Raw genomic sequence first — 19,226 nt, 5'->3', positions numbered from 1 at the left:
CTGAGCCAGGATCAAACTCTTCAGTTCAATCTCTGTTTGTTGGCATTGCTGCCATCCTGATTTCTCAGGAGTCGCTCACTCAAAATACTGACCGTCATCCCATTGCTGAGACAACGTATTTCTTTTGTGYGAACATTTGATAATTTAAGTAATCAGCTGAACTAGTCAGCTGGCACCTTCATCAAACGCCCACACTTATCGACTGTTAATTGTTAAAGAACTTATTCGGTACTGCATGCTACTTGTCGACAAATCGTTTTGTTTGTCAGCAGCAGAGAAGTGAGATTATGCAGCGTTTCGTTTGCGTCGTCAACTTCTTTTTTTCCACCGCGTCGCTCGTTGCAAAGAAATTACGAATCTAACTACTTGATTTCGTTAACGTTTTGCAGACAGCGCCGAAGCGGAGGCGAATTATAGCCAANTTCCACCGCGTCGCTCGTTGCAAAGAAATTACGAATCTAACTACTTGATTTCGTTAACGTTTTGCAGACAGCGCCGAAGCGGAGGCGAATTATAGCCAAGCTCGACAGGCTCGCGCAAGCCCTTTTGTTCATGGGTTTACGTCTGACGGGAAACGACCGAGCGCTGCAAGCTTGTGTGCGAACTCGTCTGCGCACTACCAGGCGATACCCTTGCGCCCCAGCTTTCGCCACGTCTTTCCGCCGTCATCAGACCGGTGGATCGCAAGTCGCGTAACGACGAAGATAGCCCCATGCAGTCCAGCCTGTATGTCTACTCAGCTACCGTAATCGATGGGAGGATTCATGTGTTCTGCAAGCTTACCGTCTACGCTTCGGTACAAGGCCGGCTGCTGGCCTGGCACATTTTTCTCAGCTGCGAAGAAATATACGGTGTCCTGCAAGACGCGTTCCATACTAAATGTGTGCCAGCTCTCCGGAAGGCCGAACGTTTGACGCCGCCAAGTGCGGCCGCCATTGACGCTCATTCGGATCGACAAGTCCGATGTCGAACTCTCGATTGCCGTAGCAAACAAGACACCGCGTGATCCAGACATCGCTCCAATCATGCGGGTGTCTTCGTCCGAGGCAGTCGTCGCACCGCAGTAAAGGCGACTGGCAATTGGAAGTGCATTCATGCCCGTGTTTTTCCAGCTCCTGGCGCCATCCCTGCTGATAGCAGTGCTACTGGTATCACATTTGTATAAATTGCCCTCGCGGTCTACGCCGTGTACATCCTCTGAGATTCCCAGGCACGTCCAGACGGCACCGAAATCACGCGGTTTGCAGATCTGCCTACTGGATCGAGTCCGCTGTTCAGCAGCTTGCGGAAGTCCGGCGTGTCTGCGATCGGTTTCAGTGCTGTCCACCATCGCTGCTACGGAAGAATCCAGCAGGCTCAGCTCCAACTACTAGTGCGCCTGACGGTTCCACATAAAAACTGCTGAATAGTGGTTGCTTTGGACGCTCTGGCGGCATAGCGCGGGTCTCGACAGTAGTTGAGATCATCAATAAACAGGCAAAGCTGGTACGAGAAAACATTGCAAATCCAGATAAAGAGATAAACATCAACAAACAACGAACCGCTGGATGAGAAAAGGGCTTCCCTTAAATCAGACCGTGCATCATTTGAGCAGTTACCCAAATGATGCAGCTTGCCTTACCGCCTGTGTCAAGGCAGCTCTGCTGCAGGTTGCTGACCGAGTGTCACCGTCAAGCCCGTCAAACTGCCCAAATCCTCCCCTTCCAGACCAGCCCCCAGGAAGTCGACCACCCAGTACTCGTCCGTACCCGCACTTTCGTCGTCCGGATCGCGCGGCAGCTGCAGCGAACCAGACCAGTCGATCACCGGCAATTCGGAGATCGACACGGCTTTGATTTCGCTGCCGTTGGTGACGTAGACGGTCTGCGGCGCCGGTGCGCTTTCCGTCACCGAGCCGGCGGACACGACCGACTCGAACGACGCAAGCGATTCGAGCGACTCGACACTGCTCTCCACCGACGCGCTCGCCTCGAAGCCGTTTTCCGTCGTCGCCGCCAGCCCTGCCGCCATCGTGGCCTCGTCGAATTGCGAAGTGATGGTGATGCTCGCGCTCGACGGGAACAGCAGCGACAGCAGCGGCTTGACCGACACCACCAGGTCGCGCGTGGTCGTCGCCTGGGCGCCGGTCGCGCTTTCGGTGGCAACCGCTTTCACCTTGAGCGTCATGCTGCTCGCGCCGAAGAGCGGCGTGACGATGCACAGGTTATTCAGCTTCCAGTTCGTCACGTCGACCGAATTGACCGACGCCGTGGCCGTGAAGCTGCGGTAGCCGTCGGTCAGGCGGGTGCCCGCCGGCAGCGCCTGGATCAGCAGCGCCAGCTGTTCGGAGCCGTCGGTATCGCTCAAGGCGGCCGACATCGCGGACAGCTTGATCGGCAGGCCGGCATAACCGGTGTTCAACGGCCACCCTTCGGTCAGCACGATGTCGTCGATCATCGCGCCGCGGCCATTCGCCGTGGTATAGCTTGGCTCGGTGACGATCCGGATCGTGCGCGCCCGGCCATTGCCGGTGAACTGGAAGGTCAGCGTCTCCCAATCGAGTGCCGTGCCCGAACCCGTGTCGCCATGCGCGCCCAGTTTCACGCCATCGACATAGACGGCGACGCGGTTCTGGTTGGCGTTGGTGCCTGGCTGGGCGGCATAGTCGAAGCTCAGCGTATAGGTCGCGCCGATCTGCGTCGTCACACTGCGTTCGATACCTAGCGTGTCGTGTCCGTTGCCGTTCCCGTCGTTCAGGCTCAACCAGTTCTTGCCGTTGCCGTCCCCTGCATACACGACGCTCGGGCCACCCTGGCCATCGGGCATCTTGTCGCCGCTGCTCCAGATTTCGAAGACCTGCCGGTTATTGCATTCGTCGATCAGGCTCCAGCCCTCGAGCTGGCTGGCCTTGACCAGGGCGAAGACCGGATTCCGGTTCGGCACACTCTCCCAACTGGTGCGGAACAGCTCGGACACGCCACCGCATCCGTCGTCCGCCGCACCGATCTGCACGATCGGCGCATCGGCCACCGGCACGATATCGATCGTCATCGTGGTCGCTGCACTGCGCAGCAGGCCGTCGCTGACCTGGTAGCCGAACTGCGCATAGTGCTGCTTGCGGTTGCCGATACCGATGCCGGCATAGGCGAGCGAACCCGAACCATTCGCCGCCGGGACGAAGCGCAGGCGGCCGGCCTCGATGTCGGCGCGGGCGATGCTCTGCCCGGCCGCCATCGCCGTCCAGCTGCTGCCGGTGAAGCGCTGCAGCTGGCCCTCGGCCGGCAGGGCAGCGATCACCAGCGCGAGTGCGTCGCTGGTGTCGGCGTCGCTTGCGCGGAAGTCGCTCCAGGCGAAGAAGTAAGGCGTGTCTTCGCTGCCGCTGACCGTCGACGCACTCGCCTGCGGCGCATCGTTGCTGCCGGTGACCGTCACCGTCACGCGTGCGGTGCTGGTTGCGCCTGCCGCGTCGCGCATCACATATTCAAAACTGTCGACCAGCTGCTCGCCCGCGGCCAGCTGCTGGAACTGGCCACCCATATCGTAGACGACCTTGCCGTCGACCAGGCGCACCTGCACGCCATGGGCCGAATTGCCGACACTGACGATCTCCTTGCTGTCGCCGGCGTCCGCATCGGTATCGTTGGCCAGCAGCGCGGCGCCATCGAGCACCAGGGCCGCGCCGTCTTCGACCGCGGCGGCACTGTCGGCCTGCGCCTGCGGGCCGTCGTTGGCGCCGCGGATCGCAATCGTCAGGCTCGACGGCGTATTGGCGATGCCGTCGGTGACCAAGTAGCCGAACACCTCGCTGACGACTTCACCCGAGCGCAGTGCCTGCACGGCGACCGAATCCCTGGCCAGCGTGTAGACATAGCTGCCGTCGGCGCTCATTGCCAGCGTGCCGAACTGGCCGACATACTCGCCAGGCGCGGCGACCGCCAGGACAGTGCCGGCGTCGGCATCGCTGTCGTTCGCCAGCAGATTGCCGCCGGCGACCGTGACGCCGTCTTCTTCCACCGCGGCCATGTCGGCCACGACCCGCGGCCCGTCGTTCGCGCCCGCTATGCGCATCGTGACGGTGGCGGTGCTGGTCGCGCCGGCGCCATCGGCGATGGTGTAGGTGAAGGTGTCGAGCGCTTCCTGACCGGCGGCCAGGTGCTGGAACAGATTGCCGACCGAGTAGACGATGCGGCCGTCGACCAGCGCCACCTGCGCGCCGGCCGCCGAGGCGCCGACCGCGACGATGACGCGGGTGTCGTCCGCATCGGCATCGCTGTCGTTGCCTAGCAGGGTGTCGGCTTCGAACACGACGTCCAGCCCGTCTTCCTGCGCGCTGCCGGTATCGGCCTGGGTCACCGGCGCATCGTTCACCGGATTGACCGTCAGGCGCACGGTCGCCAGGCTTGATTCGACGCGGCCGTCGCTGAGTCGATAGGTGAAGCTGTCCTCGCCGAACCAGTCGGCCTGCGGCACGAAGCTGAAGCTGCCGTCGGCGTTCACCGTCACCTGGCCATGGGCCGGGCCGTCGACGATCACCGGAACGAAGCCGGGCTGGCGCGCGTCGAGGTCGTTGGCCAGGGCGTCGATGACCGCTGGCGTGTCCTCGTCCGTGGAGACGACGTCGTCCATCGGCTGCGGCACGCCCAGGCGCAGGTCGCGCACAGTGACCTGGCTGCCGGTGGTGGCCGCCGTGTTGCCGAAGCCGATCAAGTCGAAGGACAGGGTGACGGCGGTGCCGGCGGCGACATGCGACAGGTCGACCAGGTAAGTGCGGCTGCCGTCCGCGTTCAGGACGCGGGTAATGCCCTGTGCCTTGAACTCGTCTCCGTTCGTCTGCAGGTTGAGGCTCGCATCGTTGCGGCTCAATCCGGTGCCGCCGAACAGCGACCGGCCGGTCGCCGCATCCAGCAGGGCGACCTCGAAAGCATCGTCCGGGCCTGCCTGGTCGTCCAGGGCGATGCCGTCCAGGGTGAAGCTCAGGAAGCGGTCGTGCTCGCCCAGGAGGAAGGTCTGGTTCAATCGGGTTTGATACGCCGTCGATTCGGACAAGGTTGCCGCGCCATCCGCGAAGGTAACGGCGCCGCGGGTCAGCCATCCGTCGGCCTTGCTGAAATCGGCATTGGTCAGCACCGCATTGCCGGCAACCTGGCGATCCGCCGCGGTGGCGCCCGGCGTGGCTGCCGATCCGCCCGAGGTGACGACGCTGCCGAAACCATAGGTCATTTCCCCAGCCCCGACAGCAGGCAAGCGGCGCTGCCCCGGCGTGACGGTGGCGGCCATGGCATCGGCCGCGTGATCCGAGTGCTCGAGTCCCAGCACATGGCCGAGTTCGTGGATCAGCACGCCGAGCAGGTCGATCTTGCCGGCCGCTTCGCCGCCCGCCTTGGCGAGGTACTCCAGCGATGTACCGGACTGCTCGAACTCTTCGTTCAAATCAGGCGTCCTGTCCATGAACCAGCCCCAGCCGCCAGCATCGGCCGACAGGGCGATGTTCCCGCCCTGCGTTTGCGCCACCGCGGTGCCCGCCAGTTCGCCGATGCTCCAGCTTGCTTGAGCGAGCACGCTCGCCAGGGCACCATGGTCGATCCAGAACTGCTTGGCCTGGGCAAACAGGGCTTCCACCGCATCGGCCGTCAGGGCAGCACCGGGGACGCCAGGGCCCTCGTTCTCGACCTGCTGCAGGTTTGGTTCGCTGCTGCCGAAGAACTTTTTGATGGAATCGATGACGCTGGCACCTTTGTCCATCGGTACCAGAATGTCGCTCTTGCGAACCGGAATGAGATCCAATGCCGCGATATTGCCGTCGGCATCCAGCTTCTTCTCAAACCCCAACAAGTTTTCGGACAGCACGCGCCTCGAATCATCCGCTGTCTTGGAACCAATGGTAAAGAAGATGTCCTTCGACAGCCAGTCCTTACCGAAGACCGAAGTGACCCGTGGGTCGTTCAATCCCTCGTTCTGCAGGAATTCGATGACCGCCTTCATGGTCGCTTCGTTTTCGAACTCGAGTACATGGCTGAAGCCCGGGTTCTGCCTGAGCGCGGCGCTCGTGCGGCCCAGCGAGTCGAGGATGGTCGCCTGGGCCGCCGCCTTGGCTTCGTCATCACCAGTCAATCCTCGATAGGCATGCCATGACTTCGCATCGATGGTCGTTTTCGACAGGACTTTGGAACCATCGGTGCCGCGGATATAGGCTGCGCCATCGCCCAGGCGGATGTGGTCGGCACCGCCGGTCTTTGGATTCTTGAACAACAAGGTGCGGGCCAGGAAGAACGACCCGTCCTTGGCGGCCAGGCCGCCCTCGACGCCGTGCTGGTACTTCACCCACGGGAGGAACTTGTTCGAGATTTGCTCGATGACCAGCAACATGCCCTTTGGTTGCGTCAACTTCGCCGTCATGGCGGCAACGTCCGAGTCGGTGGCATAGACCTCGATGTCGGGCGAGGTCAATTTGCCGTCGCGCTTGAATGGCTTGAACGCATTCTCGAAGCAGTTGGTGTTGTGTACCCAGATCCCTGCTTCGCCGACGTAATAGGTGTGGAAGTCCTCGACCTCAAAGTTGTAGACCGCCGTTTTGTAGGCCCACTTGTCGGCCGTCTCTTCGTCCTCGTAGCGCCAGTTGAAGTCTTCGACGCCAAGGAAATCGGCCGTGATGCCCGCACCGAACGTCTGTTCGATCCTGCCGTCACGCATGTCGATGAGGTCGCCCATCTCCTGGTCGCGCGGCGCGATGAAGCCGACGCCGTCGGTCTTGGTGCGCCAGATCGGATCGACCATCGAAATGCGCATGCGCTCGCCGCTTGCCAGTTCGACAATTGCGCCATATTGCAGCCAGTCGGCCCGCACCCAGCCGGTCGGCATGCCGGCATAGGTTTCCGGATCGCCGAAGATGTCGGCGACGTCGTAGCCATGCACGAAGAACGGGTGGTTGCCGGTGACGACCAGCGTCTCTTTGCGCGCCGGCTGGTTGGCCAGGGAGGTACAGCGCACCCGGAAGACGGCCTTGCTTTCGAACTGGACGGTACGCACGACGCGCTTGAGCGCCCGCTCGCCGGTCGCTTCCGGCTGCGACAGGATCCAGTCGCCGGTGTTGATTTGCTCGATCGGCACCAGGCCGTCCTTGGCGTGCACCAGGGTGCCGGCGGCAAAGCAGAAGCCTTCCTGATTGAGCAAGTCGGTAATGTCGTATTTCCCCGCGAGCTCGTCCTGCGCGTCCTGGATCACGCGCTTGTACAGGGCGTCGCCGGCATAATCGCCCGAACGCGCAGCCAGCATCTCTTCGTAGGTGCGCGTCGGCCTGCTGATGCTCAGCTGGGCTGCCGCGTTCGCATCGTCCATCGCGTTGCGCGCGCTAAGTACCAAGTCGTTCTTGAGACGTACCGCCTGCGCAGCCTGCTCCCGCAGAGAAGCCTGGCTGTTGAGCATTCCTGGCAGTTCGCTCGCCAGCGCGCGCTGCCATGCAAGCGCTTCCGCATCCGTCAGGGAGGCGGTCTTCGGCAGTGCGATCCGTTTCAGTCCCGGGGTCACAAGCGAACCGCTGGCATGATTCAGGATGCTGCCGCTGGTATCGGCCAGCGAACCAAGCAGCGGCGACGACTGGGCGATCGGCTGCACGATCCTGAATCGCGTCGGGTTGAGCGTGTTCGGGCTGTTCCAGATCACCTTGGCGGCGTTGCGCCCCTGACCGCTCATGAGGCCGCCAATCAGCGGAATCCCGGCGCCGAGTGCCGTGGCCACCGTCAATTCCGTCATGGCCGCCTTGTAGTAATCGCTGCCCAGCTTGCCGGGATCGGTGATCTGATAACTGATGATCTCGCCTTCTTTCATGATGATGGTGGTCAGCCCGGCTTCCGCCGCACCGTCGGCCACGGCGCCCCACATGCCGGGGCCCACGCGCGAAGCGGCGCCGCTCGCAATCCGCCCGCCCACGGCAATGCTGGCGATCGATGCCACACCGTCGACCGCGCTCGCCGTGTAATAGCTGGTGGTGCTGATCTTGCCGTCGGCGAACTGGTTATAGCGTTCGGACTGCTTGTCCAGGAAGCCCAGCGTGAAGAAGTTCCAGCCGTTGTAGAAGAGGCTCTTCGACAGGTGCTCGAAGGCCGAATAGGTGCCGTCTTCCTTTTGCTGCGCGATCTGCTTGTCGGTGATGCTGAACATGTCCTTGTAAATGTTCTCGCCATCCTTGGCTTCCCGTGGCGGGTAGACGATTTGCACCTTGCCGACCTGCGCGAAGCGGCCGGGAACGGCATACGCCCCGATACCGTAGGTCCAGCCGAAGTTCTGGCCGTCGCCACGCTGATCGTAACGCTGCGAGATCGCCGGCGTGCGTTGTCCCGCGACGCCCAGCTCGCCCGCGAAGCGGTCGATCGGCGTCGACGTTTTCTGCCCATCCTTTCGTGCATCGAGCGCGGACTGGATGAGGCCGGCGGTGTTCCAGACGAAGAGCGAGGTGAATATGCGGTCGCTTTGGAACGGATCGTTATACATCAGCACGTCGGCATACAGCTTGCCGTCGGCGCCCAGCGTCAAGTGGTCGACCGCGCCGCCGACGATCGGGGTAGTGGCGCCCAGATAGACCGGATTGCCGAACGGGTCTTCGATCACGCCGATCTTGCCGCCGATTTGCTTGCCCACGCTATCGAGGGAGCCGTGATGCGGATCGTTGAACTCGAAGTTGTAGTCGGCCACCAGCGCGTATTGCTTGCCGTCGTATTCGACGAGCACCGTGCCCTGCGCGCGCTGGATATCTTGCTGGAATTTACCTTTCCACCAGGACGAATTCGACAGTGTCGGCGTCAGCGTCAGGGTCGTGGTGCTGACCTTGCCGTCGAGGTTGCCGCGGGTGTCGACGCCGGCCTTGATGCCGACCAGGCCGGCATCGTAGTTCTGCGAGGCCGACAACAGGAATTCGCCATTGTTCTCACCGCTCGTGATGAAGCTGGCGAAGCGACCCTTGCCGCCCATCTTGTTCGCATCGACCGTGACCACGGTGCCGAGGTATTTCCCGTCCCGGTCGATCTTGCCCAGGTCGAGGATATAGACGTTCCCGGCCGGCGCGGTCGCCCCCTGCTTGTATAGAGAATCCGCGCCGAGCGGTGCGGTAAGCGCCAGGTACGAGCCATTGTTGATCGCCATGTCCTGGAAGCCGTAAGGCGCGGTTCCAGCGAACTTGACGGTCTGCCACTGCTCCAGGAACCGGCTTGCAAGCGCGTCGATATTGATGCGCAGGAGCCGGCCGCCGCTGGCGGCGTAGCGGTCGCCCTCGACCGCGTACAGCCAGCCGTCGGAGACGGCCAGGCTGCGCAAGGCCGTGGAGGACGTGGCGCCCTCCAGCACCATCGTGTGCACGATGTCAAGGGTCTGCATGTCGACCACAAAAATCTTGTTCCCCGTTCCCGCGACGAAGGCGAGCGTGCCGTCTCCGGAAAACACGATCTGTTCGGTGTAGCGGCCGTGGAAATCGATCGGATGGCCTTTTTCGTCCTTGGTGATCTGTCGGATCAGCACCTGGTTACCGGTGGCGTCGGTGCGATACACCCCGATCTGCGCCGCCGTGGTGATCAGCACATTGTTCGTACCCAGCGTCCATGACTGCACCGGAACGCTGTCGACCGCGATGCTGCCCGCCTTCTTGCCCTCGACCGCGAAATTGGCCTTGCGTTCGACATAGATGCTGTGCATCGACAGCGCCACGCCTTCCGGCAAGGTGATTTCCAGCTCGGTGGCCGAAATCACGGTGGTCTCGAAACCTTGCCAGACGAGACCACGCTCCGGCGCCGTCCCCGCCAGGCCTGGGCGATGCAACTGCTCGCCGCGCGGAACCAGCCACAGCTTCAGATCGAAATTGCCGGGTGCCTGCCCTTGCGGGATGAAATCGACGCCCGTGACCTTGAGCACCCGGGTTGCGGGGTTGTAGTTCGTGCCCGTGATGACCGGCGTCGCAAGCCGGCTCGGCGCCACTTGCGGGAAGGTCGTCGTGATGTTGGCCAGTTCGAATGCCGATGCGGGAATCTCTTTCTTGAACGCGCCTTCCAGCGTGTACTGGATGGCACTGACCGCATACGGCATGGTGCTGAGCAAGCCCAGCGCGCTGCCCGCCATGCTGGTCATCGGCGAAATCGCCATCAAGCCCATCTGCACCCAAATGGCATTGAAATTGACGGCGGCGCCGGCGATTTTCACCTCGCCGGTGTTCGGGTTGCTGTCGCCGGCGATTCTCGTCACGACGAAATCGCCGCCGCCGCCCTGCACGCCGGTGTAAGGCGGGCTCGCGGTACGGGCGACGCCATCGCTGCCGATGAAGCCGTTATCGACCAGCCACCAGGTATCGTGCAGACTGCCGTCGACATCCTGGATCGTGCCTTTGCGCCAGAACATGACCTCGGTGCCGGCGGCCAGCGGCTGCGGCTGTCCCGTCGCCGGGTCGAGCGGGCCATTGACCTGGATCGCCAGTTGCAGCGGCAGTGCCGATTCGGCGCCGCCGAGATCGATCCGGAAAGCGCCCAGGGCGTCCAGCAGCGCAGGCGCCGGCAAAGGCATTCCCAGCTCGTCGAACGCACGGGTGCTGACCGACACGACGGTGCCGGCCGGCAGCGCGCCAGGCGGCACCATCAGCACGTTGCCGTCGGCGTCCTGCGCGATCGCGCCGGCCTTGTCGCGCACGGTCGCAGCGCCCAGTTCGGGTTCCTGCACGCGCAGCACGATCTCGTGCTGCATGCCGCCGTTAATCACGCTGATGACGACCGTGCCGGCAGCCTTCGCCAGGATCAGGCCATCGGCGCTGACTTCGGCAATGGAGGAATCGCTGACGAAGTAACGCGTGCCCTGTGCCGCCGCCGAGATGTTGGTGCGATCCGGCAGTGTGACTTTCAACTGCCGTTGTCCCGCTGTCGGCAGGATGATCGCACGCGGGTACACGTCGACTTCGAAGCCGTTGGCATCGAGCAGCGGACGGTCTTCGAGCGTACCCACCGTGAACGCATTGACGCCTTCGATGCCGCGTGCGCGGTAGCTCACGATGGCGGTGCCTGCGACCAGCCCGCGTACGGTGCCGCCGTCGCCCACCTGGACGACGCCTGGATTGGTCGACGCGAACTGGACAAAGTCGCCGCTCAGCAGCACCCCGGTCTCGTCCTCGAAATCGCCGATGACGGTCATCACCGCGGTGCTGCCCGGTGCCAGCAGTGCAAAGCGCTCCATGCGCAGGCTGATCAGCTTGGCGCCGCTGACGTTGATCAGGATGTCGATCGGCGCGGCGCTGGCGTAGCCGTCGTCGGCCTGCAGGCGCACCCGCGCCTGGCCGCTGAATCCGGCCTCGGGCGTGAACCAGAGCGAAGCGCCATCCGGGCTCAGCCGAGCAGTGCCGTGTTCGCTCTCGAGCAGGCGCCAGAATACCTGGTCGCCTTCAATGTCGATCGCCACCGACTCCAGCCCAAGCTTACGTGCAAGGTCGGTATGGGTCTTGGCCGCCGCCGCGCCCGCAACCGCCAGCGGCGCCTGGTTGGCGCGCCAGCCGTAGTTGGCATACAGCACCTGGCGATCGGTCTGATCCACGGCGCCGTCACCGTTGAGGTCACCGCTTGCCTCCGCCAGCGCCCGGCTCTGCTCCCAGGCCGCCGAGTCGGCGCCATCGACCGCGCCGTCGCGGTTGAGGTCACCGGCCACCGTCACGCGCACCGAAGCGGCGCCGCTGCCGCTTACGCGGATCAGCTTGAGGCCGGCCTCGGAAACCCGTACCAGGATGGTCTTGACCGAGCCGTTCATGGCCGTGCCGATCACGGTCGCACCCGTCACCTCGACGGCGGCATCCGCCGCGCCGACCTCGATGGCGACGATGACCGCACCCTGCGCGCCCGGCACCTTGACGGTGGACGCGATTTCGCTCTCGCGCACGCTGAAGGCGAGCGTGGTCGTCGCGGCCGGCGTCAATTGACCGCTCCAGCGGTTGACATCGGCCCCGGCGCGCCAGTCGACCGCCGCGCCGAGATTGGCACTGATCGTGTCACCCAGCAGCACGCCTGACGCATCGTAGGCGTAGGCCGTGCCCATGCCGGCGGCGAGGATACTGCGCGCCAGCACCAGGCGGCCCTCGGCGTCATAGCGGTACACGATGGTATCGGTCACGCCGTCGTCATTGGTTGCGGCGACGCGCTCGATCCGGCCCTGCTGGTCGCGCAGGAATTCCACGCGCCCGTCCTGGCCGACAACGGCGATCCCCCCATCCGACACCAGCCACTGCACGCCGTCGGTAAAGACGACCGCGCCGAGCCGGCCCTGGGCGTCGAGCTGGTAGCGGGTGCCGTCCGGGCCCGTCAGCGTGTACGAGGCCGGCACCCAGGGCATGCCGCTGACCTGGCTGTACAGGCGGTTACCCTGGCGCTGCAATCCCTCGGGCGCATCCGGCCCCGCGAACAGCGCGTCGGAATGGGCTTCGAGGCGCCAGCCCTGGTCGGAAGTGAAGACCGGATAGTAGACCGCCGGCGCTCCGGGAACCGTGCTCAGCGTCTGTTTGCTGGTGGCGAGGGTGAAGCGCAGGGACTGCGGTGCGCCGCTGCCGTCGAAGGCGGCCGGCGCCTGCAGCCAGACCCGCGCGCCTTCCATCCACGGCAGCGTCATGCCTTGTGCATCCGTTCCGAGCTGGTCGGTACTGAGTCCGAAGTCGAGCAGCGGCATGCTCCAGTTGCCGAAATCGTCAGGCGCGCCATCCACGGCCACGCCCTGTCCGCCGCTGGTGCGCACCAGTGCCAGCGCATGGCCGCCCAGGGTGTAATGCGCATCGCTCACCTGATGCGATGCGATGTGCTTGTCGGCGCTGTCGATCACGATGCGGGCTTCGATCTCGGTGGTGCGCCCCACCAGATCCCATGCCGACAGGCGCAGCTGATACACGCCGTTGGCGAACAGCGCAGGATCGATGTTCGCCAGCGCCAGTGCCGCGTCGATGTTCTCCGCCGCGGCCGTCTGCTCGGCCAGCGTCGTCCATCGGCCGGAGTTGGCCGGCGCGATCTCAAGTTTATAGCCGAGCAACTGGCGTTCGGTCAGTTGCGCCGTGACCGGCATGGTGCGGTCGAACTCCACTGGCGCCGTGGCCACATTGGCGCCGCGCAGCGCTCCTTCCCAGACCAGGAAAGGCGCAGCCGTGTCGGCCGGATCCTTGACCCGCACGCTGTGGATGCGGGTCGCACTGAAACCGTCGACATCGACGGCGGTGACCTCGATGTCGAGCAGGCCGGCCCGCGTCGGCGTCAGGCGCAGGCGCCCCGCGCTGTCGAGCGCCACCGATTGCCATGCATCCTGCCCCATCCCATGCCCGATGCCGGCGCCACGCACGCGCACCGACAACGATGCGATCGCGCTGAAGCTGTCGGCGCGCACGGTCGCCAGCACCAGCTGGCCAGGTACGACCGGGGTGGATGGCGTTGTCGATACCAGGATCGCCGGCGCATTCGCGCCGGCGTCGGCCACACTGCGCAAGGTGAAGGTCTGCACCGCGGTGTTGCGGCCATCGCTGACATGGGCGGTGACGATGAAATCGCCGACCTGTCCAGGGCCCGGCGTCCAGTTCAAACGACGTGCCTGCGCGTCATAGCGTGCGCCTTCCGGCAAGCCGGTAAAGCCGACCGTCAGCGCTTCGGTCTGGGCCAGGCCGTCGTCATCGGTGGCGACGATGGCGCCGGCGCCGGCACTAGCGCCGCTGCCCAATTGCACCGGCAGGCTGAAGCTCTGGCCCACCACGATCGCGTGATTGCCGGCCGACAGGCGCGGCACGCGGTTGGCGTCGAGTACGCGTACCTGGACGGTACGCTGGCTGGCGGCGCTGCCATCGGTGGCGCCGAAGGTAAAGGTGAAGAGCTTGCTGTCCTCTCCGGCGTTGTCGACGGCGTCCTGGCCCGGCGTCCACTCGAAGTAGCCGGTGGCGGGATCGAAGAACACGCCGGCCGGGGTCGTAGTGTCATGCAGCAGCGCCAGGCGCACGGCATCGTTGTCGGCATCGGCCGCCGCGACGTTGAAGCCAAGCGTATCGCCCTCGTTCACCAGTTGCAGCGGCAGCGGCAGGATGGTCGGGGTCTGGTTGACGTTGGCGACGCTGATCTGGAACGTGCGCGTCGCGACGGCCGCGCCGTCGCTGGCCTGCAGGGTAAAGGTGTACAGCCCCGGCGTGGCGCCGCTGCCGCCCTGGGCGGCGAACAGCCCTGGCGTCCAGCGCAGGATCGCGTGCGGGGAACCGGCGGCCGGCACTTCCAGCACCATTCCCGGCGGCAGACCGGTTGCGGTCCAGGCCAGGACATCGAGATCGGTATCCAGCCCGAAGACGTCGATGCTCAAGGGCGTGCCCTCGGTCGCGCCGAGCGCCGTCATGCCGCCGCTGTCCGGCACCGCCTGGCCATTCGCCTGCGCGCCCAACAGCAGCGGCGCGGCGTTCTCGTTGCGCACCACCACGCGGATCGTGTGGCGTACCACGTTCGGCACGCGCGGCTGCGACGGATCGAGGGCGATGCCGGCATCCTGGGGCGGCAAGCCGCTGTCGGTGATCACCAGTTCGATGTCGCGTGCGCCAACGTCGCCGGCTTCCGGCGTCCAGTTCAGCAGCACCTTGCCGTATTGCGCCTGGCTGACGAGTTCAGCACCCAGCGGCAAGCCGTTCGCGGTGATGGTCAACGCGTCCTGGTCGGCGTCGTACACCCCGATCGGCAGACTGAAGGCCTGGCCGACCAGCGCCACCACCTGGTGCGGCGCGCTGACGACCGGCGCTTCGGTGACGCTACGGGCCGTGATCACAAAACTCTTGAATTCGGTCAGCACCTTGTTGGGGTCGCCGCCGCCATTGTCCTGCACCATTACGGTGATCGTGTAGTCGCCGCGGTCGCCCGCGCCAGGCGTGAAGCTGAGCATGCCCGTTCCGGTGCCCGGAACGGCGGACGGATTTTGGGTGTACGTGGCGAAATGCGGCAAGCCGATAAAGCTCAGCTGCAGCGGATCGCCGTCGGCGTCGAAGGCATTCACGGGAATGTTCAGCGTCGTGCCCTTGTCGACGAACGCATTGCTCAGGTCGCCGATTTGCGGCGCCCGGTTGGCGTCGCTGACCACGATCGGCAGCGTGATCGCGCTGATCGCCGGCGTCCCGGTACCGTCGCCGTCGTCGATCGCGGTTACGTGCACGTGATAGGTACCAGCCTGTTGGTAGCCCGGTGCCCACACGATTTCAAGCGTCTCGGCGTCGAAGCTGGCGCCCGCCGGCAAGCCGCTGACCTCGTAGCGGACACTTGGTGCGCTGCCGTCGGGGCCACTGGCCGGCAAGCCCGGCGCCAGGCGGAATTTCGGCTCGAATCCCGGGTTGTCCGGGTCAAAGGCGAACACGCTGATGCGCAGCGGCGCCCCTTCCAGCACCTGCCATGTCTCGGCCGGGACGAACTGAGGCGCGCCGTTCGCGTTCTGTACCTTCAGCACCAGATTGGCGCTGACGCTGGTCGTGACCGTGCCGGAACCCCCGGCCAGGGAATACGTGGCGTTCAGCGTCACTGGCACGACAAGGTCGCCGTGCTGCGCAAATCCCGGCGTCCATTCGAACCAGCCGGTTTCGCTGTTGAGCGTTGCGCCGGCGGGCAGCCATGGCGCCGAATAGCTCAGCTTGATCGTGGTGCCGTCGGCCTGGGACAGACCGCCAGGCATGCTGCCTGCCAGCTGCAGCGAGAACTTGTCGCCCTCGCGCAGGATCTGCGGGACGACCGGCGCCAGCCGCGGTGCGGCGTAGCCCTGTTCGACGACGATGGTGAAGTGCTCGCGCACGGTCGACTTGCCGTCGCTGACGACGACCATGATGTTCTCGTAGATGCCGGTCTGGTCATACCCCGGCGTCCAGGACAGCACGCCGGTGCCGGCGTTGTAGACCGCGCCGGACGGCAGGTTACTCACCAGCACCGTCATGCGGTCGCCATCGGCGTCGGCGGCGATCACCGGCAAGGCCAGCGCTTCGCCTTCGCGCAGGATTACAGTTGGCAGCGGATTGATGACCGGCGCATGGTTGGCGCCGGCGACCGCCACGGTCAGGCGGCGCAGGGCGCTGCCGCCGCGGCTGTCCAGCACCCGCACCACGATCTCGGTGTCGGCGCGGTCGCCTGCCGTCGGCGTCCATGTCAAGGTGGCGCGGCCGTGGTAGCCGTCGGCGGCCGCATGTACCTCAGTGTCCGCGCTCAAGCGCATTCCCGCGGGGGCCTGCACCAGTTCCCAGAACAGGCGGGTGCCGTCGCGATCGAGTGCGTCGAGTTCGGCCGTCCATGGCTGTCCAACGGCGGCGGTGGGCAGTGCCGCTTGCCAGAACATCTCGGCCGTCAGTTCAACCGCTTCCGCACCGACAGGCACGATGCTCATCACCGGCGGCAGGTTCGCCATCGGCACGGCATAGATGCCATGGCCGAGGTTGAACTTCACCAGCGGCGCCGACGCGGGATCGGATCCCAGCCAGGCTGCCGGCATCACGCTGACCGTCTGGTTCGCCAGCGTCGCGCCGGCCGCCAGACGGCCGCCCTGCGCCAACAAAGCGGCGCTCAGGTCGACGATCCACAGGTCGGACTGGACGCCGCTGCCCTGCGCGGCGCCATCGACGCGATCCTGGAAATACAGGCCCGGGTCGAGCAGCAGCATCAGCGGGCCGCGCAGATCGTCGGTGCCGATGTTCGTGATTTGCACGTCGTAGCTGATCGCGCCGGTCGCGCGGTCGGCCCTGGTATTGGTGAATGCCAGTTGCAGCTGGCTGCTCATGTCGAGCACCGCGGTGAACTGGCTGACGTAGGCCTGGCCGATCCGGGCCTGGGCTGCGCTGCGCAGGTTCGCTGCGATCTCGAGCTGATACTGGCCGGCCGCCAGGCCGCCCACATCGAGCACCGCGGTACGCGTCGCCGCGTCCCAGCTGACGCTGCGCGGCAGCACGATGACGCCGTTCATACCGATCGCCGTCAGCCGGAAATTCTCGGGATTGAGTACGCTCGACAAATCCGCGGAAGGATTGCCGTCGTTGGCAGCGCCCAGCCACATCGCCTGATCGAAACTCACCGAAATCTGGTTCACCGGCAGCGGCAGCAAAGCCCCATCCGGCACGCTGACCGCGGTCACGCGCGGCGCATGCAGCGGCGCCACCTCATCGATCCCCGCCGTCTGCGCCACCAGGATGCGGCCGTCGCGGGTGGCGACGATGCTCTCGCCGCGGGTGCCGCCCTTGGCCAGCTGCAGCACGCGGCGCGAGTTCAGTTCGATCATCCACAGCGCCGCGCCGTGCGCGGCCGAGACCAGGGCGGTATCGGCCACCGGGCGCTGCGCCAGGTTGCTCGAGGCCAGCAGCAGGCCGGCCAGCGGGGTGCCGGCCGCGCCGAAGGCGATGCTGTCGATGCTGCCGGCCAGGCGGTATTCGAGCTCCGCTCGGCCGCTGCTGCGGCCGGCCATCGGGAAGCTGACGATGTCGGTGCTCGTGCTTGCGATCGCGCCGCCGCTCCAGCGCACCCCCCACAGGCGGCCGTCCGGCGCGAAGGCCAGGTCGCCCATGCGTTCGTTGCTGAAGTGCTTCCAGGCCTTGGCCGGGTCGCTCTCGTTCGGGCGGAAGATTTCCACGCCATTGCCCGAGGTGACATAGATGTCGCCCGTGCCGGCCTGGATCGCCAGGGCATGCGTGAGCGGCTCCTGGCCCGGGCCGGTGATGCGGCGCAGGATCGCGCCGCTCTCGGCGTCGACCTGCAGCAGTTCGCTGCCGGTCATGACCCACAGCTGGCCGACGGCGTCGAGCGCCATGTCGAGCACCGGCGCGTCCAGCGTGAACAGCGGCGTGGTGCTGCGGCCGCCCTCCTTACTGAAGCGGAAGACCTCGTTGCGCAGGCTGCCGGCGCTGGCCAGGATGGACCCGTCGGCCAGTTCCACCAGCGCCAGTGCGCCGATGTCGCCGGCGCTCGCCATGAAGCCCTCGGCGAAGCCGCGCAGCATGAACGGGGCCAGCACGCTTTGCAGTTCGGCCGGCTGGGCCGGCGCGACGAAGCCCGGCAGCAGCTGGGTCGACTGCTCGAACAGGGCGTTGGCCGGATAGCTGCGGTCCGGCGCCGCCAGCGGCAGTTCCGGGGTTTGGGTCAGCGTCTCGTTGGCGCCGAGGCCGTCGAGCACGGCCTGGCGGCTGCCGTCGTCGGGCAGGATCGCGTTCGCGACCGAGGCCGCTTCGCTGTTGCCGGCCTTGTCGGTCGCCACCGCCAGGAATTCATAGGTTTTACCGGCCTCGCCGGTGAACACCGCCTGGGTGGTGCCGGCCACGACCTGGCGCAGCCAGATGCGGAAGTCGCCGCCATTTTCGGCGACGTACACCGTCACGTGCTGCACACCGCTGGCGTCGTCGACCGCGTGCCACTGCACGTCGAAGCTCGGCGCACCCTGGGCGTCGGTGCCCAGCATGGTGGCGGCGATGCTGGTGACCGGTGCGGCGGCGTCGAGCACATTGGCGACGCTGGCGCTGTCGATCGGCGGGGCGTCGTCGAAGAAGACCCGGGCCGAAGCCGAGATTGCGGCGCCGGAGGCGGCGCCACCATCGCTATGCACGGTGTAGCTGACGAAGCCATTCTTGGCCGCGCCGGCGCCGGCCTTGTTTGGCTCGTCCGACGGCGCCAGCAGGCCTTGCAGGCCGTCGCGCATCACCTCGCCGGTGTCGGGGTCGATCGCCTGCAGCAGCCAGGTGGCGACCCGGCTGGCGGCATCGATGCCCGCGCTCACGCGCAAAATAAATCCTTTGCTGGCGCTGAAATCGAAGTCGGCCTGGAAGCTGGCCTGGCCGGCCGGCACGTGGACGTTGATGTCGCCTAGTTTCAGGTCGCCCAGGCGCAGGCTGCGCGGATCGAGGGCGGCATCAAGTTCGGTGACGATGCGGATCTGGCCCAGCGCCTGGCCGGTCGGATTGGTGAAGGCCACGCTGTACGGCAGCGGTGTGGCGGCCGGCAGGTAGCTGCTGCCCTTGCCGTCCGGTGCGCCCTGCGGCCCCTGCATGCGCACCGTGCCCGCGGCGGCGGCGCTGTCCTGCGCCCCCTGCAGGTAGCGCACCAAGTTCAGGTCGGCCGCGTCGCGCGGGCGGAACTCGTCGTCCAGCACGCCGATGCGGCGCAGGTATTCGAGCTCGGTGCGGGCGCCGGCGAAGACGTTGAAGTTGACGAACTGCGTGTCGGCGCTCGCGCCGCGGTCGTAGTCGGCGCGGTCGGCCAGCACCGGCACCGGCACCGTGACTTCAT

Annotated in this window: 2 protein-coding genes (1 of these 2 cut by a window edge); both read right to left on the bottom strand. The window is 65.5% G+C overall.

Annotated features, from left to right (window positions below; genetic code table 11):
- Positions 1 to 736: 736 nt before the first annotated feature.
- On the bottom strand, positions 737 to 1,096 hold the full coding sequence (locus ASF77_RS24155; RefSeq protein ID WP_156648797.1) for a hypothetical protein: 360 nt from the start codon (positions 1,094 to 1,096) through the stop codon (positions 737 to 739).
- Positions 1,097 to 1,629: 533 nt separating this feature from the next.
- A protein-coding gene (locus ASF77_RS07865) for a CARDB domain-containing protein (protein ID WP_056337288.1) crosses the window boundary here: on the bottom strand, positions 1,630 to 19,226 show its 3' portion. It continues 16,615 nt past the right edge of the window; 17,597 of the gene's 34,212 nt are visible here — the last part of the coding sequence; its start codon lies beyond the right edge, outside the window — the gene reads right to left on this strand; the stop codon is at positions 1,630 to 1,632.

The sequence above is a fragment of the Massilia sp. Leaf139 genome, from assembly GCF_001424165.1.
Classification (GTDB): domain Bacteria; phylum Pseudomonadota; class Gammaproteobacteria; order Burkholderiales; family Burkholderiaceae_D; genus Telluria.
This window is presented reverse-complemented; position numbering and strand designations above follow the sequence as displayed.

Coding starts and splice junctions, on each gene's coding strand:
- ASF77_RS24155 (WP_156648797.1), bottom strand. CDS start 1,096: ATGAATGCACTTCCAATTGCCAGTCGCCTTTACTGCGGTGCGACGACT.